The sequence below is a fragment of the Ensifer sp. VA4 genome (assembly GCF_055710065.1).
Window position 1 is genome coordinate 56553 of record NZ_JBVQPO010000016.1, and the last position, 22067, is coordinate 78619.

At 61.1% G+C, this 22067-nt stretch carries 18 protein-coding genes and 5 pseudogenes; 15 read left to right on the forward strand and 8 right to left on the reverse strand.

All coding sequences use genetic code 11. The annotated features are described in order from the left end of the window. Window positions 1-49: 49 nt before the first annotated feature. On the forward strand, window positions 50-1006 hold the full coding sequence (locus AC0C6X_RS25945) for a LysR substrate-binding domain-containing protein (RefSeq protein WP_472955960.1): 957 nt from the start codon (window positions 50-52) through the stop codon (window positions 1004-1006). A gap of 287 nt (window positions 1007-1293) precedes the next feature. Here the strand turns inward: AC0C6X_RS25945 and AC0C6X_RS25950 are convergent. From AC0C6X_RS25950 to AC0C6X_RS25960, 3 genes and pseudogenes are all read right to left on the reverse strand, one after another. Further along, window positions 1294-1588, reverse strand: a pseudogene (locus AC0C6X_RS25950) (ATP-binding protein); the annotation flags it as partial. Between the two features lie 16 nt (window positions 1589-1604). Then, window positions 1605-2039, reverse strand: a pseudogene (locus AC0C6X_RS25955) (IS21 family transposase); the annotation flags it as partial. Window positions 2040-2115: 76 nt separating this feature from the next. Beyond that, on the reverse strand, window positions 2116-3102 hold the full coding sequence (locus AC0C6X_RS25960; RefSeq protein ID WP_247960806.1) for an alpha/beta fold hydrolase: 987 nt from the start codon (window positions 3100-3102) through the stop codon (window positions 2116-2118). Between the two features lie 200 nt (window positions 3103-3302). Between AC0C6X_RS25960 and AC0C6X_RS25965 the strand changes: the two genes are divergently transcribed. Further along, window positions 3303-4232, forward strand: a complete 930-nt coding sequence (locus AC0C6X_RS25965; protein ID WP_173519287.1) for a LysR family transcriptional regulator — start codon at window positions 3303-3305, stop codon at window positions 4230-4232. Window positions 4233-4407: 175 nt separating this feature from the next. Here AC0C6X_RS25965 and AC0C6X_RS25970 read toward each other — a convergent pair whose 3' ends face one another. Then, on the reverse strand, window positions 4408-5862 hold the full coding sequence (locus AC0C6X_RS25970; protein WP_472955961.1) for an LVIVD repeat-containing protein: 1455 nt from the start codon (window positions 5860-5862) through the stop codon (window positions 4408-4410). A 99-nt stretch (window positions 5863-5961) separates the two neighbouring features. On the opposite strand from AC0C6X_RS25970, the gene AC0C6X_RS25975 reads away from it, so the two are divergent. Together AC0C6X_RS25975 and AC0C6X_RS25980 are read left to right on the forward strand one after the other, a co-directional pair. Next, entirely contained in the window at window positions 5962-6852 is an 891-nt protein-coding gene (locus AC0C6X_RS25975; protein ID WP_173519289.1) for a LysR family transcriptional regulator, read from the forward strand. A 1119-nt stretch (window positions 6853-7971) separates the two neighbouring features. Then, window positions 7972-8166, forward strand: a pseudogene (locus AC0C6X_RS25980) (IS30 family transposase); the annotation flags it as partial. A gap of 176 nt (window positions 8167-8342) precedes the next feature. Here AC0C6X_RS25980 and AC0C6X_RS25985 read toward each other — a convergent pair. After that, a pseudogene (locus AC0C6X_RS25985) lies at window positions 8343-8522 on the reverse strand (adenylate/guanylate cyclase domain-containing protein); the annotation flags it as partial. Between the two features lie 361 nt (window positions 8523-8883). On the opposite strand from AC0C6X_RS25985, the pseudogene AC0C6X_RS25990 reads away from it, so the two are divergent. From AC0C6X_RS25990 to AC0C6X_RS26005, 4 genes and pseudogenes are all read left to right on the forward strand, one after another. Next, window positions 8884-9160: pseudogene (locus tag AC0C6X_RS25990) on the forward strand (type II toxin-antitoxin system RelE/ParE family toxin). Between the two features lie 30 nt (window positions 9161-9190). Further along, a complete protein-coding gene (locus AC0C6X_RS25995) occupies window positions 9191-9490 on the forward strand; it encodes a HigA family addiction module antitoxin (protein ID WP_173519294.1) in 300 nt (99 codons plus the stop codon). 406 nt (window positions 9491-9896) lie between these two features. After that, a complete protein-coding gene (locus AC0C6X_RS26000; protein WP_173519295.1) occupies window positions 9897-11219 on the forward strand; it encodes a type II toxin-antitoxin system HipA family toxin in 1323 nt (440 codons plus the stop codon). Window positions 11220-11236: 17 nt separating this feature from the next. Beyond that, a complete protein-coding gene (locus AC0C6X_RS26005) occupies window positions 11237-11515 on the forward strand; it encodes a helix-turn-helix transcriptional regulator (protein WP_173519296.1) in 279 nt (92 codons plus the stop codon). A 588-nt stretch (window positions 11516-12103) separates the two neighbouring features. Here AC0C6X_RS26005 and AC0C6X_RS26010 read toward each other — a convergent pair. After that, window positions 12104-12877, reverse strand: a complete 774-nt coding sequence (locus tag AC0C6X_RS26010) for an ABC transporter permease (protein WP_173519297.1) — start codon at window positions 12875-12877, stop codon at window positions 12104-12106. A gap of 116 nt (window positions 12878-12993) precedes the next feature. Here AC0C6X_RS26010 and AC0C6X_RS26015 point away from each other — a divergent pair, with 116 nt between their 5' ends. Beyond that, window positions 12994-15090 carry a 4Fe-4S binding protein gene (locus AC0C6X_RS26015; protein ID WP_472955964.1) on the forward strand — a complete coding sequence of 699 codons (2097 nt, stop codon included), beginning with the start codon at window positions 12994-12996 and terminating at the stop codon, window positions 15088-15090. Further along, entirely contained in the window at window positions 15087-15968 is an 882-nt protein-coding gene (locus tag AC0C6X_RS26020) for an FAD:protein FMN transferase (protein ID WP_173519298.1), read from the forward strand. Before AC0C6X_RS26015 ends, AC0C6X_RS26020 begins: the two co-directional genes overlap by 4 nt. On the opposite strand, the gene AC0C6X_RS26025 is transcribed toward AC0C6X_RS26020, so the two are convergent. Continuing rightward, a complete protein-coding gene (locus AC0C6X_RS26025; protein WP_173519299.1) occupies window positions 15965-16858 on the reverse strand; it encodes a substrate-binding periplasmic protein in 894 nt (297 codons plus the stop codon). The two genes, AC0C6X_RS26020 and AC0C6X_RS26025, sit on opposite strands and share 4 nt — an antisense overlap. Before the next feature lie 8 nt (window positions 16859-16866). Next, window positions 16867-17553 carry a cytochrome c-550 PedF gene (pedF, locus tag AC0C6X_RS26030; protein WP_247960797.1) on the reverse strand — a complete coding sequence of 229 codons (687 nt, stop codon included), beginning with the start codon at window positions 17551-17553 and terminating at the stop codon, window positions 16867-16869. 150 nt (window positions 17554-17703) lie between these two features. On the opposite strand from pedF, the gene AC0C6X_RS26035 reads away from it, so the two are divergent. The 5 genes from AC0C6X_RS26035 to AC0C6X_RS26055 are packed head-to-tail and all read left to right on the forward strand — an operon-like array spanning window position 17704 to window position 21888. Beyond that, window positions 17704-18891: an ABC transporter substrate-binding protein gene (locus AC0C6X_RS26035; RefSeq protein ID WP_472955966.1), complete on the forward strand. Its 1188-nt coding sequence runs from the start codon at window positions 17704-17706 to the stop codon at window positions 18889-18891. Between the two features lies 1 nt (window position 18892). Continuing rightward, a complete protein-coding gene (locus tag AC0C6X_RS26040; protein WP_247960795.1) occupies window positions 18893-19855 on the forward strand; it encodes a YVTN family beta-propeller repeat protein in 963 nt (320 codons plus the stop codon). 18 nt (window positions 19856-19873) lie between these two features. Further along, window positions 19874-20329 carry a cupredoxin domain-containing protein gene (locus AC0C6X_RS26045; protein ID WP_472955967.1) on the forward strand — a complete coding sequence of 152 codons (456 nt, stop codon included), beginning with the start codon at window positions 19874-19876 and terminating at the stop codon, window positions 20327-20329. Window positions 20330-20335: 6 nt separating this feature from the next. Beyond that, a complete protein-coding gene (locus AC0C6X_RS26050; RefSeq protein WP_247960793.1) occupies window positions 20336-21049 on the forward strand; it encodes an ABC transporter ATP-binding protein in 714 nt (237 codons plus the stop codon). Further along, complete coding sequence (locus AC0C6X_RS26055; protein WP_247960792.1) at window positions 21046-21888, forward strand: ABC transporter permease; 843 nt, start codon at window positions 21046-21048, stop codon at window positions 21886-21888. The genes AC0C6X_RS26050 and AC0C6X_RS26055 overlap by 4 nt, the downstream gene beginning before the upstream one ends. The last annotated feature ends 179 nt before the right edge of the window (window positions 21889-22067 follow it).

Genomic DNA, 22067 nt, shown 5'->3' on the forward strand with positions numbered 1-22067 from the left:
CGAGGAGCCCACCAATTCAAAGCTTTGTGCCCTGTGATCGAATTCGTTAATGTCAGCCGCCATTCATCCGCGAGGCATCGGCAAGTTGCGTAGTTCCCCATTTCTCCCACCCCTTTCCGCGGCCAGGGTCTTTCAAGTGGTAGCGAACCGAGGGAGCTTCCGATTGGCCGGCGAGGAACTGCTGATTACGCAAAGCGCGGTGAGCCACCACATCAAGCAGCTCGAGAGTGCTCTGGGTACTCCGCTCTTTCGTCGCAAGAGTAAGAGCATAGAGCTGACCGAGGCAGGCACGATGTTTCTTGCCACCGTTGACGAGGCCTTCACTGTGCTGTCGGAGGGCACCGCGAGGGTACGCTCGCAATCCGGGCAGACCAGATTGCGTGTGAGCTTGCTCCCCTCCTTCGCCGCGAACTGGCTGATCAACAGACTTGGCGGTTTCCTCAAGAGCCATCCAGCGATCGAACTCGAATTGGATCCGACCCTGCGTATTGTCGATGTAGGGCGCGGAGAAGCGGATATCGCGATTCGATTTGGCGATTTTGGCGCGAGCAAGCAGTCCTGTGTGCACCTCGCAAACGAAGATTTGTCTCCGGTGTTGAGCCCGGCGCTGTACGGAGACGGCTCCCAGTTTCAATCCCCCCTGGACCTTCTCAACCACGAGATATTGCAGGCCAAGAGCGGCCTCGAGTGGCAGCTGTGGTCGGAGGCAGCCGGATTTCCACTTAAGAAGGCCAAACAGACCCGCCTGACCGACTACAACATTGTATTGCAAGCTGCTCTTGATGGTCAGGGTGTCGCCATGGGGCGAGGCCTTCTTGTTCGGGAGCATATTCGGACGGGGCGGCTGGTCAGGCCCTTGTCAGCGTCCTTGAGCTCACAGAAAGCAGCGTACTGGGCAGCCTTCGACCCGCTCTCGAAGAAACTTCCAGCGATAGAAGCTCTTGTCGGCTGGTTGAAAAACGAGATGACCCTATCGGCGCAGAGAACGTCCGGCCCCATTTTTTGATCGATGCAATCGCCGTCCCAACGATAAGATCTGCCGGCGGATACCTCTCGGCGCGCCCATGATCTCTGGTCCCTCCCTCACGTCGGAGGCCCATCGCCACGTTGAGAGGAGCAGAGCGCAACTCTCACTCTACGCCCCGGGCCAGATCACGGGCTTTGGCAAATTCAAGGTCAGTGCGACGCGAAAGTCGCCTAAGTAATTGTTTGTACAGGAGTTATATTCTGGAACAAACCTGATGTTCTGCGCGGCGACAATCAAGGTGAGACTCTCATCCTGATCGTCGCGCAGCCTGGACCTCCGACAAGCACGACGTTGTTGGCATCCGCCATGAACTCACAGCGATGGAGCTGGAGCACGAGGGCCTCGCTGATCTCACTGCTGGCGAAGTCGAAGCCAGCCAGATCGCGGTAGACCTGGAAGGGGGCTGCCTTGAGCTGATAGGCGACGGACCTGACCTCCCGCTCCATCTCGGCCTTCAGGAGTTGCGACAGGACCAGGGTGGCGGCTTCGCAGGCGGGAGATGCCTGCTCGGTCAGTTCGGCGACGGCCTGCGCCATGCCGTGCATCTTCAGGCCTGAGCATGATGACGATGGCGGGATCATGACGCTTGGCGCGCCTCCCGAGCCTGGCGCAGTGCATCGTAGCGCTCGACATTAGCCTGCGGCTCCTTGGCTTGGCCAGGCTCAGCGCCTGCGGTGCATCCGCGACAGGTGTCGGGAGCGGCCTGCCATCGACTAGCCTGTGCAGCACATTGAGGATGTGGACCTTGGTGGTGACGCCGACCTCGAGTGCCATCTCCACTGCGGCCAGCACGGCCTGCTCGCCATGTTGCAGAACGAGAACCAGGCTCTCGACCATCTCCCGGTCGCCTCCGGGCTTCCTGAGCAGATGCTGCTGCAACTGCTTGAAAGCTTCGGGCAGTTCTGTGAAGGGAGCGCCGTCGCGCAGAGCACCGGGCTTGCGCTGGATAACCGCCAGATACGGTTCGACCGGGGCCGTCATGCGACCGTTCGATGATACGGCGGTGCTCGCAATGCGGCCTATACGCACATCCAGACGCTGGGAGAACGGCTCTCCAGATAGACGAGCATGGGCTCCATGATCCGTTCTCAGTCAAACGGTTTTACGTCGGCGGGCTGCGCGAGCGTCCGGGTCACCTCGGCGATGAGCCTGCTGCGCCCGCGCTCCGGCCTGTCGAGATGAACGTAATGCGTTGCCCTGGGGATTGTGACCGTGCGCACGCTTGCAGCCCGTCTCAAGTCCTGAGCCAGCGTCGTGACGTCCTCCGGTCGGCTCCAGAAATCATTTTCCGAGCGGATCACCAGCACACGCGCAGTGATCGGACCGGCATCCCAAAGTTTGCGCCCCGAAGCAAGTTCAAATGAGTCGGCCATGGCGCCCGACGGAGCTCGGAACGAAGGCGGGTTGCGGCTGGCTGAGGTCGGATCAGAGGCAAGCGCCGCAGCTTGATAGGCCTCCGCCACCCTCGGATCGCGCCAGGTGGCCTTGTCCTCGACCGGAATCGAGCGGTCCCACGATGGCAGCAAGGAGGCGGCCGTGTTCAGGCGGTAAGCCCCAAAGCGCTTGACGTGGAACTCGTCGGGCTTATTCGGATCGGCCATGTCAGAGCCTGGCCCCAGGGTCTTGTGACCGGAGTGCGCACCGTAGAGGCTGTTGTAGATCACCAGATGGCTCACCTCGTCCGGGTTCTGGCTGGAATACATGCCCGCCCAATGACCGCCGGTGGCCCAGCCCAGGATTGCAACTTGCGACCGCCCTGTCCTCGCCTGTATGGCGTCGACTACGGCGGCGATGTCGCGAACCACTTCGTCGGAGCGTACGAGCGGTTGGCCATCTTGGCTTCCGTCTTGCCCGCCCCTCCTTGAGCCACCGTAGCCGCGCACATCAATGATGAAGACGTGATGCCCGGCGCGAACCAAGTCGGCTGCGAGAGAGCCTCCCTCCACCGGAAGATCAAAGGAAGCAACGCCGGGCACGCGCGCGCCGTGGACCAGCACAACCGGCAGTCTGCCTGGCTGAAGCTTGTCATCGCTTACCTCACGGACCGCCAGTTCAACGCCCGGATCGCTGGTCACGGTAAAGTCTTGGCGCATTATCGCTGCATGAGCGGTACCGCCAAGAAGAATAGCCCCGATGAGGACCGCCCTGCTCAGACGCGGAGTTATTGGCTGCGAGCGCATTAGAACCTCCTTTCTGCTGCTGTCAGGCTCTTGACTTGGCACCTCTGTGCGGTTTCTTCCAATATCAATTGGCAGTTTATTGAGACGATATTGATATGATGGTCGATTTGCATCACATGCGCCACTTCGTGGCCGTTGCCGAGGAGCTTCACTTCGGCAGGGCCGCCAGCCGTCTTCACATGGCCCAGCCGCCACTCTCGCAGTCGATCAAACGCCTTGAAACCGCACTCGGTTTTCAGCTCTTCGTCCGGACGCAACGGCGGGTTGAACTGACCCCTGCAGGCCATGTATTCCTGAATGAGGCGCGCCGCACGCTACAGCAGGCCGACGACAGCATACGAATGGCGCGACGGGCCGCATCGGAAGATCTGGCCGAAATCACGGTGACCTTTACGAGCGCGGCGCTCTACCGCGTTCTTCCCGCCGCGCTCCGCGCCCATCGCGAACGCTTTCCGATGGTCGAGGTCCGCTTGGATGAACGATCAACCGACGCACAACTCCAGGGATTGCTGGAGGGCACGGTCGACGTGGGGTTTGTTACGCCGCCCCTGAAGACGGAATCAGGGCTAGAGGTCGAAGTGATCGATCGCGACCGCTTTTGCCTCGCAGTGCCGCGTACGAGCCGCTTGGCGACGGGGAAACCGGTCGGCTTGGCTGAACTCTCGCACGAGTCCTTCGTACTCTTTCCGCATGTGCAAGGACCATCGCTCCACAGTCAGTTAATGAGCGCCTGCCGGAAGGCCGGCTTCGTGCCACGCGTGCGCCAGGAGGCCCGCCAGATGCATACGATCCTGAGCCTTGTCGCGGCCGATATGGGAGTGGCCTTCGTACCGGAAGGGGCGCGCTCCATGCAGGTGGAGGGTGTGGCTATGGTGCCGTTGGAGGGAATGCCGGACGACCTAACCTGGGATCTCGCGATAGTATGGAAGCCGCGCGGCGTCCGCCGGGCGCCGGGCGCGTTTCTGGAGACGGTCAGGTCCCTGTCGAGCAGAAGCAGACAGCCAGGGCACAAAGCTTGGTCGTGACAGGACCTGATATGTGCCGGAGATCTTACCGTCGGGAGGCCCCATTACATTGAGGACGTGGTCGTCTGGTTCGAATCGCTTCGAAACGCCACAGGGGGACGGCGGGCGAGTGTCGCGGATGGCTTCCTCGCGATCCGCTCCGGCAGTAACAGCCGTACTGCAATGAGTCCGACGCTCATGCGCGGCGCGCCTGCGGCCGCTCGCCGATGTAGCGCAGGACCCAGATGCCCTGGTTCTTGTCGCTAATGTAGATGAAGCCTCGCCGGTCAACGACGACATCCTCCGTCTGAAGGACCAGCTTGTCCTCCGGTATTGGACCGTAACGGCGCACCGGCTCGGGCGGAATGAAATAGCCCACTTCCCGCGGGAGGCGTCTGTTGGAGACGTCATAGATCCGCAGCCCCGCATTGAAATGGGCTATGTAGAAGAGGTCTCCTTGCTTTTCGACATCCGGATGATGCTGATGATGGTTGATGTTGTGCGGGCCGCGCCATCCGCCTCGCGTCGTGAAATCAGCGTAAGGAGCCTCGGCCGGGGGCACAGGCTCCGGGAGCAACGACAGCAGGAAAGGCTCGCTGGGGTCCGATATGTCGATGATCGAGGCGTGATGGGCAGCGCCCTGCCCATAGGTCACATTCTCTGAATTTGCGAAAGCGATGCCCTGCTCCGGAACCGGCAGGACCCCGTGCACGCCGAAGCGGGAATGAAACGGTGGGCTGAAGCTTAGTCCGCCGATCTTCCGTGGCCGCGATACATCGCTTATATCGAGCACGATCATGCCGGCCGCCCCATAGGGCAGATAGACGTGGTTTCCCACGACGTAAGCGGGCCCGTGCAGTGAGACGTCCTCGCCGGAGCAAAATGCGCCGCATATGCATTGCGCCTGAAACCGCATCGGTTCCGCTCGCTCTCTTGAACGTGAGATACTTGTCAGCAGCGCATCGGAGAAGCTCTCACCTCCTGCCTCGTGCTGCCCCGGCACCCACCAGCGTCCCGCTTCACGCGGATTGGCGCGATCCGAAATATCTAGAATGAGGTAGATGTTACCGCGATAACCCGGCATGGACGCGGCAACGTGAACATAGCGTCCGCCTGGATAGAGATTGCGGTGGGTGCCGTTTGCGCCGGTCTTGAAGTGCGACAGCAATTGCGGGTTCAGCGGATCGGCGATGTCCCAGACGAGAAGGCCTTCATCAAAGGGAGCGTCTGGTTCGCCGCCGAAATTCGCGAACGGCTTTTCCAGAGCCGTCACCATTGTGTCGCCCGACAGATCGATCTGCAGCGTCCACGTGTTCGGTGTCGGGTACGAGATGAACTTCGCCACCTGCGGTTTGGCAGGATCGGTCACGTCAACGATGCTCCAGCCGGAGTCCCAGAAATGGCCCGTATAGAGATGCCACCGGCCTCTCACCTCGCGGATAGCCATCTTGAAAGCCGGACGGTGTTCCATGTCGGTGTAGCCGACCGCCTCGACGTTGTGCGCATAGGCGCCAGCGGGGGCAGGCGAGTTTGACGGCTGCGGCTGCGCTACGGCTTCGCAAGCGAAGCCGGATTGTGAGGCCGCGACAATGGTTGCGCCGACGAGAGGTGCCTGCAGCATCTGCCGCCGCGAGAACTTCTGATCGCTCATGTTATCTCCCTGCGAAGCATCCTTTGCGCATGATGCTGGAGGAGATATATTCCGTCCAATATTGTTTCATCCGCCTGTGATACCGGAACGGAAACTCTAATGGAGCACAGACTGCTTCAATCCTTCGTGGCCGTCGCAGAGGAACTGCATTTTGGCCGTGCCGCAAAGAGGCTCAACATCTCCCAGCCTCCACTCACCAAGCAGATCCAGCGGCTAGAGCGTGAACTCGGCGTAGCACTGCTTGAGAGGACGAAACGCAAGGTCGAGCTGACGGCGGCAGGCTCGGTTCTTTTGGAGGAAGCACGCAGCCTGCTGCGGCAGACGGAAACCGCCACCGAACTTGTCCGGAAGACCGAGCGCGGCGAGACGGGACATCTCTCCGTCGGCTTCATCGATGCGGCGATCTATAGCGTGATTCCCACGATCGTCGATCGCTTCACCCGATCATACCCGGATGTAACACTTGAACTCTCCGATCTCCGCATTCCGGATCAAGTTCGCGGCGTAAGCGAGGGCCGGCTGGATGTCGGCTTCATTCATCCACCAGTCAGCGGCAAGCACCTGGTGATCGAAACAATCCTTGTCGAGCCTCTGGTGATTGCGGTGCCACAGCAGCATAGACTTGCGTCTCAGGCTGAGATCCCGCTGGCAGAGCTTGCAGATGAACCACTGATCCAGTTCCCTCGCAGCATCAATGCTACTCTATATGACCAGATAATCGGACTTTGCCAAAGCTCTGGCTTCAGTCCCAGAATCGTCCGGGAGGCCACGCCGAAGCAGACGATCATCGGCCTCGTTTCGGTCGGCCTTGGCGTTTCGCTCCTCCCGAAATGTCTCGAGAACCTGAAGCGCGACGGGGTCGTGTACAGGCCCATTTCGGGATCGAACCTCTCGATAGATACCTCGATCGTTTACCGAAGCGACCGGTTACGGCCTGTGACGGGAGCGTTCATCGATGTCGTCCGCGCCGTCGCAGGAAAGAGCTACTGAAAGTCGACCGATAGCTTTGCCGCTCTGCGGACGATCTGCTCGCCGTCCGGTATGCCGATCAGTCCGCCAGGCGTTCCGGGATTGGCGAAGCGGACAGGCCTGCAGGAAGAAGGCACCGGCCGCCGACTGGCCCACCGCGACATCTCGTCGGTCATCGGGATCTTTCCATCAGGTTGAGCTTGAACAACCCGACCCTATCTGGAAAACACTGATTGCCACCGCTCCTGCTACATAATCTCCTGCGACATCATCCGCGCGCTTGTTTCGTCTTCACGCGGGCCCGTCGCCCTCTCGGGGGAAATGAAAGACTTGCTGAACCCATCGCTTGAGGCCGTTCCCTGCCTAACTCGACGGCCCGACCAGCGGCGTCTCACTTGGCCAGTTTGTCGATGGGGGCCTTGGGCCGGAGCGGCCCCAAGGTCCGCCGCTTCGGACGCCATCGCGTGGAGGGACAACTCTCCCATGAGGTTGTCATGGATGTAGGCAATGGCCTTCCGTAGACGCCTGTCGTCGATCGAAATAGCTGGGACATGTCGCGGCGACAACACGTGGGTCAGATGAGCTGCCGCCGAAATGCTCATGGTCTGCCGATAGAGCGAGTCCGACGTCTCGGTCGTGGCGACAGCGTTCTTCACCATCTGGACGAGCAGCGGATCGAGCCCCCCGACGAGAGGCGTGAAGTCGGGCTGGTCCCATCCTGTCTCGCGCAGCAGGTCGTCCGGGAACTCCAACGTGAGATAGGATAGGGTCTCATCGAACTCGCATATACCGCTCGCCCGCGCCGGCAGAATCCATCCCTCGCCTGCACGGAGCGGTATGCATGACGTAATGTCGGTGCCTACAGCAAGGCGATGATGGTTCTGGTCGACAAGAAAGATGCCGACCGTCAGGTTGTGAAGCTGGAATGGCCCGCGCCGGCCGGCAATTCCCGACTTTTCGCATGTATCTGAAGCGAGCCTCTAGCCATCGATATCTCCCTTGACAACGATTGATCAGCTGATTGCGTACCGGGGCAATAAGATACGTCATCTGCCCGACCGCAACAAATCGACACCGCGAGTAAGAGATTGGATCTGGATAGCGCAGAAGTGCTAGCTCGGGAAACAGCGCTATGCCCTCTCGCTAGTCGAGCGCAAGAGCCGCTACACAGTGATGATCAAGAATGGCAGCCGCCACCCACAGCCGCTCATCGACAAGATCGTCGATGCCTTTTCACCACTGCCGGCCTTTGCCCGTCAGAGCTTCACCTTTGACCGCGGTACTGAGTTTCGCGGTTTCAGGGCCTTGGAAGATGGACTCGGCGCCACGAGCTGGTCGACATTTTGGACCGGGTTGATGTTCGACAGGTGAGTTTTGGCATCGGAGGGGGACCTTTTGAGGGCATGGCGTTGGTTTCCCGCTTGTATGGGGCAATTCTTGTCAAGCCTGATCTACAATCATTTCCCATCTCCTTGTTCGGCCAGCTGGCGACCATCTCCTCGTCCCGACCTGAGTCCCTGCTGCAGGGCAACAGCACATTCCACAGCATCGACGACACTCGAGAACTCAGCCAAAAGGCCGTCGCCCATTGGCTTGAAAATGCGGCCGTGGTGACGGGCGATTTCAGGCTCGAACAATTCCTTGCGGCCTGCAACCAGCCTCTCATAAGTGCCTTGTTCATCGCGCTCCATGAGCTTGGACTAGCCGACGACATCCGCGACCAAGATTGCGGCAAGCCCACGATCCATGGCTCCCCCAATTCGAAACTTTATTTGATGTATTTCTAAAATACCACAACCGAAGCCCGTAGTCAGCGCACGGGAGATAGTGGTGGTGCGGAGCGCGACCGGGAATTTTTGCGATGACCCCGATGTCGTATTTGGTTCGCATCTGGTCCGGCACACATCTCCGCCTTGAAGGGATCTGAACCGGAGATCGACCACGTTGAGATCGCGTAAACAGGAACGCGATTGCGAATCTGTATCGTGCAATGATACATATTGGTTGACTTCAACCTGTATCACCATATGATACAAACATTAAGAGCCAGGCGTGATCAGGTCATTTAAGGGTGCGAGAACCGAAGCCGTTGCCCGCGGCAAACCGCCAAAAGGTTTTCCCTCAGACATCGTGAGGTCGGCCGTCCGCAAACTGACAATCCTGCGCTGCAGCTCTTGAGGACCTGCGCTCTCCTCCCGGCAATCGACTAGAAGCGCTTAAGGGGAATAGAGAAGGCCAACATTCAATCCGGATCAATGATCAGTGGCGGATATGCTTTGCATGGACTGATGCCGGTATCGAGGACGTTGAAATAGTTGACTACCATTGAAGGCCAAGCGTGGCAGACAGGGAGCTTGAGATGACCCATATCCTTCCGCCGATCCATCCTGGCGAAATCCTCCGCGAGGAGTACCTGCGTCCTCTGAACATGAGTGCCGGTGCATTGGCGAAAAAGCTCCATGTTCCTCGCACCCGCATAGAACGCATCGCGGCCGAGCAAACACCGATAACCACGGATACCGCCCTGCGCCTTGCAAAGTACTTCCGCACAACGCCGGAATTTTGGATGAACATGCAGACCAGCTTCAACCTCAAGACAGAGGAAATAGCGCTTCATGGCGAACTGGAGTTGATCCCAGAAATCGATAGAGCGGCGTAACCGGAGCCTGCGCAAAACGGCGCCTTCCAGTCGATACATTATGCGATCCCAGACGCACAGAACGCGAACATTGACTGAACTCGGGGTGCGCGCTGTCGCTGTATCCCACGTCAAAGGCGATGTCGCCGCGTGAACCCCTTTGCGGAGCAGCCGAAGGCGTCACTGCGATGCCGATGGTCTAGGCAAGTCCTCAAAATCGACCGCGGGTTCGGATTCCGCTCACGGCTGCATGTAAAATTAAGGTCGCAACTTGAGTGCGTTGCGTGGCCGGAAGATGGTCAGCCGGATCAGAAGCTTCCATAGCCGTTTCGGTAGCTGGCAGTTCTGACAGCAGTTATTCAACCCACTGTGGTGGGTTGAATAACTTCCAAAGATGCATTATTTGAACCATTGAAGGGGTCAATTAATGCGCCTAACGCTCCAAGCCCATTTTAATGGCGAGTGGCATCACGCTGCGACGCTAGAACTCAAGGACGATGCGGCCGGTTTTCAGGGCGCGTCCATCGTCGATTACGATCTCGACTATTTCGTCACCGTGGCGTCGGCGGAATTCGCCGCCGGGAAAACTGTCCGCGATCATCGCGCCTTGTCAGTCCGTTATCCCGTTGATCTCGAAAATCGATATAGCCGCAGTTGGCCGCCCTTCCTCTTGGATCTTATGCCCCAGGGGCATGCAAGGCGAAAGCTTGCCGATCACCTCGGCGTTGCTGAAAGCTCGCGCGCTTCCGATCTGCAGCTACTTCTGCGATCGGCAACGGGCGGCATAGGCAATATCCGCATCAAAGAAGCTGCAGATGCCGAAGCGGAACGGCTGCGCGGTGTTGAGCGCGAAGGGGTGACAGAAGCGGAAATTCTTGAGCGGTCTGATCGCTTCATGGAAGTCGCCGATCGCTTTGGAATGCTCGCATCCGGCTCAAGCGGCCTGCAAGGCGAATGGCCGAAGGTCTCAATGACACAGGCGAATGATGGGCTCTACTATCCCGACAGCTTCGTGACTGATGATGAGGCCGTACGCCACGTCATCGTCAAACTGGTACGCAGCTACGAGCCTGTGGACCGCCTGATTCTCGAAGGCGAAGCCCTCTATTCGCGGATCGCTCAAGAGATCGGTCTGAATGTCAGCGAACCTTCGACCTACGCCGAAGGCGTTCTGATCATTCCCCGTTTCGACCGGAAGAAGAGAGATGGCGGCGGAAGCATCCGCCTCGGCCAGGAAAGCCTCGTGTCGGCGATCGGTGTCGCCGATTTCGGCCATGTTGGCACGCACGAGGCGTATCTTGATGTTCTGCGCCAATACTCGGCTGATCCCTTCGCGGATATTGTGGAATACCTGAAGCGAGATATCGCCAACCTGGCGCTCGGTAATCCCGACAATCACGGTCGGAATTCCGCACTCAGCAAGCACCAGAACGGCACGATCCGCCTGTCTCCGCTCTTTGATTTTGCGCCAATGCGGCTCGCCAAAGAGGGGATTGTTCGCTCCACCCGTTGGGCCATGATGCGTGACGGTGGTCGTGATCATCTTCCCGATTGGAAGCACATTTGCGGTGAACTGATGCCTGATCCTGCTGAGCAGAAAGCGCTCGCAACTACGCTTACCGAATTTGCTGAACATCTGCGCCAGGCTCCGGCCATGGCGAAAGAGATGGGAGCGTCTCCGGATATTCTGGACCATGCGATGGGACGCGGCATCGCGATCGCAGACAGCGTTCTGGCGGCGTGCCACTGATGGCCAAGGACTGCTAAATGGCTCGATGGAAGAAGCCGACGAAAGAGGAGATTCTTGAAAACCGGCGAACACTGGCCGAGCGTGCTCGAACCGGTGACCTGAGGCTGCCCGGTGCTGTGGCGGAGATCCGCAAAGGGTTCGGCATGACGCAGGAGGAGTTTGCCAAAGCATTAGCGCTCACAAGACGTCAAGTCGCAGAAATTGAAGCCGGGGCGGCGAACCCAACGCTCGAAACTTTAGTGAAAATTGGCCGACTGTTCGGATTTGCTGTGGGGTTTGTTCCAAAGGCGCAATGAAGGCAGAATTTTAAGTTTGCCGCATCGATTAAAAGTTGTGCTTTAACGAGTTTGGGATATCGATTCACTGCTGAATTTTGCCGGGGGATCAGTACCGATCACTGATCGGAGGTAATCATACCCGTCCGCAAAGTTACGCGTACCGCCATCGGTCCTTGTTGAGCTCGTCTCTCTGCGCTTCAAGGCTTGGTGCTCCGATCAAAGGTACGACGCGTACCGCCGACAATTTCGATATGGCGCGATCGAAGATCGCGAGATTCGTACGCCCATTCAGGCGGGATGGATAGATGATGCCGTCCGGCACGGATCGGTGCTCATGGAAAGCGACCACGTCCGCGCGAGGGTTTCGCGGGAGGATTTCGCGACATCCGTCGACACTCCCATCCTGATTGCGTGGTCCTCGCGGAGATCAACAAGGCGGAGATCCGCAATCGTCTTAATCTCTGCGTAGCGCCGCTTTCTTGCGTTCTCGTCTTCCACGCGAGATGGCCGCTTTGGGCCAACGTCCCAGCGTCTCGCCTTGAAGGGATGTGAACCGACCACATGTCATTGCGTCGCGCGAACACCAGAGGTCGCTATAAGCCTGCGTCAGCCGTTTTTGAGCGCCCGTTTCCAGCGGACGGAATGTGCTTCCCAGCGCTGGATGACAAAGTGCTCGACGACTAACATGACCGCGACGAAAGCAAGGGAGTAAACGAGAACATGGGTGGTCTCGAATTGTTGGAAATAGAGGTGGACGCGAAAACCTATGCCATTCGAGCGACCGAGGAATTCGACGACGAGCACGATCTTCCAGATCACCGCGATTCCGTTGCGCGCCGCGACAGCGAGCCAGGGGGCGAGTTGCGGCAAAACGAGATGGCGCAGCCGGTCGCGGCGGGAAAGGCGGGAAACGGTTGCGAGATCCTCCAGCGCCGGAGCGAAGGCACGCACGCCCTGACGGACGGTGATCATCACCATCGCCGTCTTGTTCAGCGTCACGGCGACGATCGCTGCAGGTTCGTTAAGGCCGATCCAGAGGTAGCAGAGCACGATCAGCACTAGCGCCGGCAGGTTCATGAAGATCGTCACCCACGGGTCCGCCCAGCGGTCAAACGCCCGGTAGCGGCCAAGCAGATAACCGAGCAGGCTGCCAACCGTCATGGCGAGCACGAAGGCAGTGGTGACGCGCAGCAGTGTCGCCAGGAGTTCGCGCGGTAGGCGTCCCGAAGCGGCCTCCAAGCAGAACACGCGCGCAACATCGTCCGGCCCGGGCAGGACGGTCGGATCCGCCTTCAGGCCGGCAAGCGCCGCCCAGAACAGGCCGAATAGCCCAAGCGATAAAATGTACACGGTGCCCGACGGGCGGTCTTCGGTGCGCATCTCAGCCAATTCTCCCGTCATGACTATAGCCCGTCGGGCCTTCAGCCGATCCGCGACCTTGGTCGTATGGCGGTGTTTTCGCAGGCGCATAGGAATCGGACCGGGAGGATCTGGTCATGAAGAAAGGGCTGGTGCGGCGTGTCGCGCTGCGTGGCATTCTCATTCTCAGCCTCATGCACTTCGGCCGCAGCTCTTTCGCGGCCCCGCTCGATCGCGAAGCGCTAGCCGGCATGATCGTGCCGCCCTATGCGCTTGGCGAGCCGGTGAATAACAACGGCGTCTGGACACTGCTCAATTCCGGCGGGGCGGATGCAGGCTATGTCTTCGAAACCGGACCACTCGCGCCGTTGCCCGGCTTTTCCGGCGCGCCGATCGACATGCTCGTGACGATCGATCGCGATGGCCGCTTTCTCGATGTCCGGCTTATCTCGCACAACGAGCCGATCTTCGTTTCCGGCCTTGGAGAAGCGCCGCTGCGTGCTTTCCTTGAACAATATCGCGGTCATTCGATCCGCGAGTCGCTGGTCATCGGCACACCCTATGGCGACGCCGGCAACGGCTCGGACCTCGTCTATCTCGACGGCGTGACGAAAGCGACGGCCTCCGTGCGGATCGCCCACGAGTCGATCCTCGCCGCGACGCTCGCCGTGGCGCGCGAAAAGATGCAGGGCATCGCAGGCGGCCCGCCGGTCCGCCCCGATGCAGCCATCGACGAGAAGCTCGACTGGGCGACGCTCATCGCACGCGGCTACGCCCGGAACCTCAAGATCACAAACGCGAAACTCGACGCAGCCTTCAAGGCGACGATCTGGGCGCATGACGATCCCGAAGCCGCCGGCAATCCCGAAGGCCTTTATCTCGATCTCTGGGCCATGGATATCGGCCCACCGGCCGTTGCCCGGGCTGTCCTTAGCGAAGAGAGTTTCGCCGATCTTCAGCGCCTGCTGCGCATGTCGCCGGATGACGAGCCCATCCTCGTCATCGATGCGGGCCGTCACGGCCTGGTCTCGGCGGATTTCGTGCGCAATACAGCGCCGGACCGGCTTTCGGCGGAGCAAGACGGCCTGCCCGTGGCGCTGCGCGATGCCGACATGATGGTGGAAGCACGGGACGGCGTGCCCCAGGGGACGACCATGCTGCTGCGCGTCGACCGCCGCCTCGGCTTCGATCCGACGCGGGAGTGGACGCTGTCCGCCCAAGCCGTGCGGACACATGGCATGCTGAAGCCGGAGCTGGGTTCCGTGCATTTTCCACTGGTGCTAAAAGCTGACCAGAAGTTCTTCATTCGTCCCGACATCGGTGCCGCGATGCCCCCGTGGCGAGAGGCTATGGTCGCCCGCAAATGGGACTTAGCGGTATTCGGATTGTTATTGACCGGGCTGCTCGCCGCCGTCGGCCCCGGTATGCGCAGGCTGTCAACGCCGACGGTTCTGCGCCCCGCGCGGCTTGGCTTCCTTGCCGGTGTCATCGGTTTCGTTGGCTGGTGGGGCCAGGGTCAGTTGTCGATCGTGACACCGCTGGCCGTGCTCCGCACGATCAGCGGCGGCGGCAATCTTGCCGTCCTCCTCTACGATCCCTTCTCTCTCATGATCTGGGGGGCAGCCATCGCCGGCTTCGTGCTCTTCGGGCGCGGGTTGTTCTGCGGCTGGCTTTGCCCCTTCGGTGCCATGCAGGAATTCGCCCATCACGCCGGCCGCCTGCTACGGCTGCCACAATGGAAACCGCCGCCAATCTGGGACGAGCGACTGAAAGCCGGCACCTGGCTATCACTCGCGGGCCTGATCGCCGTCGCCGTTCTCGCGCCAGAAAAGGCCGAAACGGCGGCCGAGATCGAGCCCTTCAAAACGGCCATCACCACGCTCTTTAAGCGCGAATGGTACTATATCGCTTATGCCGCCTTCTGGCTGCTGCTTGCCATGGTCACCTTCAAGGGTTTCTGCCGCTATCTGTGTCCGCTGGGCGCATTGATGGCGCTGGGCGGCCTGTTGCGCATGCGCAAATGGATACCGCGGCGCGTGGAATGCGGTTTGCCCTGCCAGCTGTGCCGCGTGCGCTGCCCCTATGGCGCCATCCAAAAGACCGGCGAGATCGCCTATTCGCAGTGCTTCCAGTGCCTCGACTGCGTATCGATCCATGACGACAAGGCGCAATGCGTGCCGCTAGTGCTCGCGGCACGCAAGCGGGCACCGATATCAATGGGAATACGGGCATGAAACGACGGCGTTTTATCTTCATCGCCGCGGCCGTAGCCTTTGCTGGTTCCGCCCGGTGCGAGATGACGACCTGGCAGGCGGACATGTTCGGCGGCACGGTTCGCGTCGATCTGCGTGGCCCGCATGGTATTTCAGAGGAAGTGACCCGCAGGATCGGAGAAACGATCGCCGAGATCGAAGGCTCGGCGAGCCTGTTCAAACCCGACTCTGCCCTTAGCCGGCTCAATGCCACCGGCCATCTCGACGATCCGCCCCCTGCCCTCATCGATCTGTTCGGCCTCGCCGATCACCTCTACAAGGAGACCGGCGGGTGTTTCGACCCGACGGTGCAGCCGCTCTGGCGGGCGCTTGCCGAGGGGCGCGACAGCACGGAGGCAAAGGTGACAATTGGCTGGGACAGGGTACAGATTGGATCGCCCGTCCGGCTCGGCAGAGGCCAGGCCTTGACCTTCAACGGCATCGCGCAGGGCTATGCGGCGGACCGCGTGCGCGAGCTGCTGCGAGAGGCGGGCTACGGCCAGGCCATCGTCGAAATGGGGGAATTTGCCGCAATCGGCGGACCATTCAGCGTCGCGGTGGAAGACCCTCACCTCGGCGAGATCGCCGTCCGCCGCCTTGCCGGCAACGCCATCGCCACCTCCAGTCCCTCCGCCATGCGGATCGGCAACGCATTCCATATTCTCGGCCCAAGGGGCGAGCGTCCATGCTGGTCAACGATCTCGGTGGAGGGGGACAGTGCCGCCATGGCAGACGGCTTTTCGACCGCCTTCTGCCTAATGTCGGCCGAACAAATCCGTGCCGTGCTACACCAGTCCCGCTCCATCACCCGCGTAACGGCGGTCGATCTCGCCGGAGACGTCTCGACCGTTTGGAACTAGCGCTGCGGGGGGGTGAAGGTCAGGCCATGCCCTTCGAAGATGCGGGCAATTTCACCATCGGCCAGGGCCCTTTCGATCGCCTCGTCGAGGGCGTAACCGAGATCCTTGTGCTGAAAATTGACGCCGACGCCGAGAGTCCAACTTCCTCGACCGAAACCGACGAGCGTCGGGGAATGAACTTTCAACCCGTCATCCGGATGACGGGACGCACCCGCCTCCAGCTCGGCGCGCGGTCCCATCGCGGCCTTGGTCTCGCGCTTCGCCAGCCCATCCATGGCAGCGGTGGTCGAACGATAACGATGGATCTTGTCGACCGGGCCGATCAGCGACGTCAGGTAGAAATCGGCAATCGAGTCGTTCTCGACGGCAACGGGATCGAACCGGAAGAAAGGTGGTGTCGGCGCCTGGTCTTCGTAATCGGCCGCGCGATAGGCGATCGCAACGTTTTCGGTGGCGTATTGGCCGGTGAAGGTGACTTGTTCGATGCGGCAGACGAGCGCACTGTCATAGGGCACATGCAGCATGACGTCGCTCACCCGCCCGCCGACGGCGGCACCCTTCCAGACATAGTTGTGCAGGTCGGCTTCCAGGTTTTCACCAGATGCAACCAGCCGGAACTTCGGCTCGACGCCGAGGGCCTTGGCGATCAGGCGACCGATCTCGATATCCACGCCGGCCAGCTTACCCTTTTCCTCATAGGACCAGGGCGCATAGTCCTCGTAGACGGCGAACTCAATCCAGCCCTCGTCGATGATTCGGTCGAAATCCCGGCCGACATCCTGCGCGAAGGTGTTCTGCGGCTTGGGCTGGGGCTTGTAGCCTTCGCAACGCGCAAAAGCGCCGCCCGGGAGGGCGACGCTTACGAGACAGGCTAGAAAGGCGCGGCGCATGGCGGCTCTTACTGCGTGGCTGAAAGGCCGACGGTCAGAACTTCCGCCGCCTTCTTCCAGCTTTCCGGCTTGTCCGAGAGTATGCGCGCCGCCTCATAGGTGACGCTGTCGGCGACCGGCGCGCCGGAGGCCGTCTTCACGGCGGTAGCAATCGTCTCGAGTTCCTGTTTCAAAGCGGCGGTGTCGGCGACCTTACCGGAGCCGAGTTCGTCGCGGATTTCGTGCAGGCGTTTAGCATGGTCATCAAGTGCACCATCCTCCGGGCGTGTTTCCACGTAGGTGCGGATCGCCCACGCGGCCTTCTGACCGAGAATGTCGCCGAAGGCCGGCATCTTGGTCGTGCCGTCCTGCGTGTATCCGTGGCGGAAGCGCTCGATGAACCACTCGTCACCCGCCTCTTCCGCCTCGAGGAAGCGCAGGTCGGGTGCAAGACCACCGGAGACCGCGCCCAGGCCATGACAGCGGGCGCAATTCTGGTTGAAGCCCGAGGCACCGATTTCGACCGCCTTTAGCCAGACTTCGTGACCAGCCTTCGCCTCGCGATAGGGATTTTCGGTCTGCCACTCCTCGCCCACGTCCGGCAGCGCGTCCGTGTTAACCGGTTGCGGCGCCACGTCGCCATGGGCGATCACCAGGCCCGTCGTTGCCAGCAGGATGGCTGCGGCAATCCCGCCGCGAATGATGTTGGCCGACATGCGGTCCCTCCCTTGCATTTCACACGGGTTATTTTCTACGGCACACCAGTCGCCGCCGATATGCGACCTAGGTCGCCCCGCCCCATGGCACCAAGGTCGTATTTCGGCGTGTGCGCCATGCCGCCATGCTCTTTGCCGGGAGGACGTGAGATGTCGGCAAGTCTTGCAGCGTGCCGTAGGAGGCTTTGCCTCGCGGTCGCGATCGTCTGCTTCGCGTCGTCGGCCGCGGCAGAGATCGCCATACCGATGACCTATATCAGGCAGGTCGTGGAGACGCCGCCGGTGCTCTCCAATCTCGATTCGATCCCGCCGGATCGCGGCATCGCCGGTGCTGAAGTGGCGCTGACGGACACGAAAACAACTGGCGGCTTTCTAGGCCAGAACTACAGCCTTGCCGTCGTCTCGGTCGAAGCCGGCGGCGACTTCCCCAGCGCAGCGCGAAAGGCACTTGCCACCTCGAAAATCCTGTTCCTCGAAGCCACGCCCGAAGACATGCTCGCCGTCGCAGATCTGCCTGAAGCGAAGAACGCCCTGCTCTTCGACATCGCCTCCGGTGCACGGCGGCTGCGCGATATGGATTGCCGCTCGAATCTGCTGCACACGATGGCGGAAGATGCGATGCGCACCGATGCCTTGATGCAGGTGCTGAAGGCCCGGCGCTGGACGCGCACGGTGCTGATCGTCGGGCCGAAGCCGGAAGACACGGCCTACGCCGAAACGCTGCGCGCCTCCGCGCAAAAGTTCGGGGTGGATATCCTCGCTTCCAAGAACTGGACCTTCGACACGGATCTACGCCGCGCCGCCGGCCAGGAAATCCCGCTCTTCACGCAGGACTTTCCAGATTACGACGTGCTGCTGATCGCCGATGAATCCGACGATTTCGCCCGCTATGTGCAGGACAATACCTGGCTGCCGCGCCCGGTAGCCGGTGCGGATGGGCTCCGTGGCGAAGGTTGGGCTCCAGTCTTGGAGCAATGGGCTGCCGTACAGCTGCAGAACCGTTTCGAGAACACCACGGGCCGCGAGATGAACTCACGCGACTATGCCGCCTGGGCGGCGCTCAGGACCATCGGCGAGGCGGTCACGCGCACCAACTCCGCCGATCCGGCAGTGCTGCGCGCCTTCATCCTCTCGGACAAGTTCGCCCTCGACGGCTTCAAGGGCCGCAGCCTCAGCTACCGCAGTTGGAACGGCCAGTTGCGACAGCCGATGGCGGTCGTCAATTCTCGCGCGCTCGTCGAGCTGACACCACTCGACGGTTATCTGCATCAGACCAATGACATGGACACGCTGGGCCTCGACAAGCCCGAAAGCTCCTGCACCGCCTTTGGAGAATGAGATGAGTTTTCCGCTCCTGCTGCTCGCCCCCCTTCTCGCCGCGACCGCATCGGATCCGTCCGGTGAAATCTGGGTGACGAACGAGAAGGACGACACGATCTCCGTCATCGACACGGCCAAGCTCGAGGTCGTGCGCACGATCAAGACCGGCGAGCGGCCGCGCGGCATTACCTTCAATTCCGACCACAGTCGCGTCTATATCTGCGCCTCCGACAGTGACACCGTGCAGGTGATGGACCCGGCGACCGGCGAAATCCTGCACGACCTGCCCTCCGGCGAGGACCCGGAACAGTTCATTCTCGCGCCCGACGACAAGCATCTCTGGATCGCCAACGAGGACGATGCGGTGACGACCGTGGTCGATGTCGACACACGGCAGGTGGTCGGCCAGATCAATGTTGGCATCGAGCCCGAGGGCATGGCGATCTCGCCGGACGGCAAGATCGTCATCACCACTTCGGAAACGACGAACATGGCGCACTGGATCGATACGGAGAAGAAAACGATCTTCGCCAACACGCTGGTCGAATCCCGCCCGCGCCATGCCGAATTCGCCAAGGGCGGCACGGAGCTCTGGGTCTCCTCGGAAATCGGCGGCACGATCACCATCTTCGATGTTGCGACGCAAACCGAAAAGGTAAAGATCCGCTTCGAGATCGCGGGCGTGAACGCCGACCTTATCCAGCCCGTCGGCTTCGAATTCACCGCCGACGGCAAGACGGCCTTTGTCGCACTCGGCCCGGCCAACCATGTGGCCGTCATCAATGCCGAAACCTTTGCGGTCGAGAAATACGTGCTCGTCGGCCGCCGTGTTTGGCACCTCGCCTTCTCGCCGGATCACACGCAGCTTTTCACCACCAACGGCGTCTCCGGCGACGTGACCGTCATTGATGTCGCGACGCTGGAGCCCGTGAAATCCATCAGAGTCGGCCGCTTCCCCTGGGGCGCGGCGACCCGGCCATGACTTGAGAGGCAGGGCGGGATGAAAAAAGCAATTTTTGCCACCATGCTGCTCGCTGCCGTCCCGCTCGCCGCGGTCGCCAGCGATGACGAGGCCAAGCCGGAGGCCATGATCGGTCTTGCCGGCCTTCTGTCAAAATCCAACCGCGAGACGCTGCCCGGCCTTACGCTCTCGGCTGGCCAGCCGATCGCCCAAAGGCCGATGACCCTGAAATCCGGCAGATACTACACGCTGAAGATCGAGGCCGATGGCAGCCAGGAACTGGCGCTGGAAGGCGCCGGCTTCTTCCGCGCCATCTGGCTCAACGAGATCGTCGTCGAAGGCATCGAGATCCGCCCGCTCGGCGTCGATTCCATCGAGTTCGACGAGGCCGGCGAAGCGGAAATCAGCTTCATCGCGATCAAGCCGGGCAGCTACCAGCTGAAAATTCCGGGCAGCACCGGCGAGACACAACAGGTCAAGATCACCATAGAGTGAGGCACCATGAGCGGTTTGAGGATCGAAGGTATCAACCATGATTGGGGAACGCGCCGCGCGCTCGACAATGTTTCCTTTGCCGTTGAGCCCGGCCGCTTCTGCGCCCTGCTTGGACCGAATGGTGCGGGAAAATCGACGCTGTTCGGCATGCTGACACGACTCTTCACGCCGCACGGCGGCCGTATTGCCGTCGCGGGGCATGACTTGGCGCGCGAACCGCGCGCAGCGCTCGCCCGGATGGGCGTCGTCTTTCAGGCCTCGACGCTCGATCCCGATCTCACCGTCAAGCGCAACCTCCTGTACTTCGCCGCCCTGCACGGTCTTTCGGGGCGTGAAGCAGAGACACGCGCCATGGCCGCACTCGACCGGCTCGGTATGGCAGAACGTGCCGGGGAAAAAGCCTCGAAACTCAACGGCGGCCACCGCCGGCGCATGGAGATCGCCCGCGCCCTCCTTCACCGGCCGAAGGTGCTGCTGCTCGACGAGCCAACGGTTGGACTGGACGCCGCTTCGCGCGCGGCGATCACCGCGCATGTGCATGATCTCGCCTCACAGGGACTGACCGTGCTCTGGGCGACCCATCTGGTGGACGAGGTTTGGGCGAAGGATCGCCTCATTATTCTCCATCGCGGCCAGGTACTCGCCGATGGCGAGGCCGGCGACATCGCCGGCGGCGATCTCACCAGCCGCTTCCTTGCTCTGACAGGAGAACAGGCATGACGGTCGAGGCTTTCCCGTCAATCGAAGAAGAAACGGGCGGTTTCCTTCACTCGCATCCCCTTGTCGCGCTGCGGGCGATCCTTCACCGCGAGGCGCTGCGCTTCATCGGCCAGCGCGGGCGGCTCGTCGCGGCGCTGGTGCGGCCGCTGGTCTGGCTTTTCGTCTTCGCCGCGGGCTTTCGCGCAGCCCTCGGTCTTGCGATCACGCCGCCCTACCAGACCTATATTACCTATGAGATCTATATCGTGCCGGGGCTGGTCGGCATGATCCTGCTGTTCAATGGCATGCAATCCTCGCTCAGTCTCGTCTATGACCGGGAAATGGGCTCGATGCGCTTGCTGCTAACAGCACCGCTATCGCGCTGGTGGCTGCTGTTCTGCCGGCTGCTGGCAGGTAGCCTGATGGCCGTTGTGCAGGCCTACGCCTTCCTCGCCATCGCAGCACTCTATGGCATTCGCTTCCCCTGGTTCGGCTATCTCGCCGCTGCCCCGGCGATCCTAACCGCCGCAATGATGCTCGGCGCGCTCGGCCTGCTGCTGTCCTCCTTCATCCGACGACTCGAAAACTTCGCTGGCGTCATGAACTTCGTCATCTTCCCGATGTTTTTTCTGTCCTCCGCCCTCTACCCGCTGTGGAAGATGGCCGAGGCCTCGCCGCACCTCAGGGATCTCTGCGCGCTCAATCCCTTCACCCATGCCGTCGAGCTGATCCGCTTTGCCCTCTATGCCAAGGGCAACCTCACGGCGCTCGCCGTCACGCTCGCCGCCTTCGTCATCTTCGGCCTCGTTGCCATCTGGGGTTACGACCCTGCCCGTGGCCTCACCGCGCGAAAAGCCTGAACAGAAAAAACGCCGTGCGCCTCGTCACTCTCGCCGCCAGCCTGCTGTTTCCCGCCAATGCCGCGCTAGCTGCCCAAACGGATACGGAGGGCGGCGGCACGCTCAAACCCGAGGAGCTGACGCTGTGTGATGAAGTAGCTGCGCCGCCGCCGGTTGGACGGGGGCGATGACCTAGATGT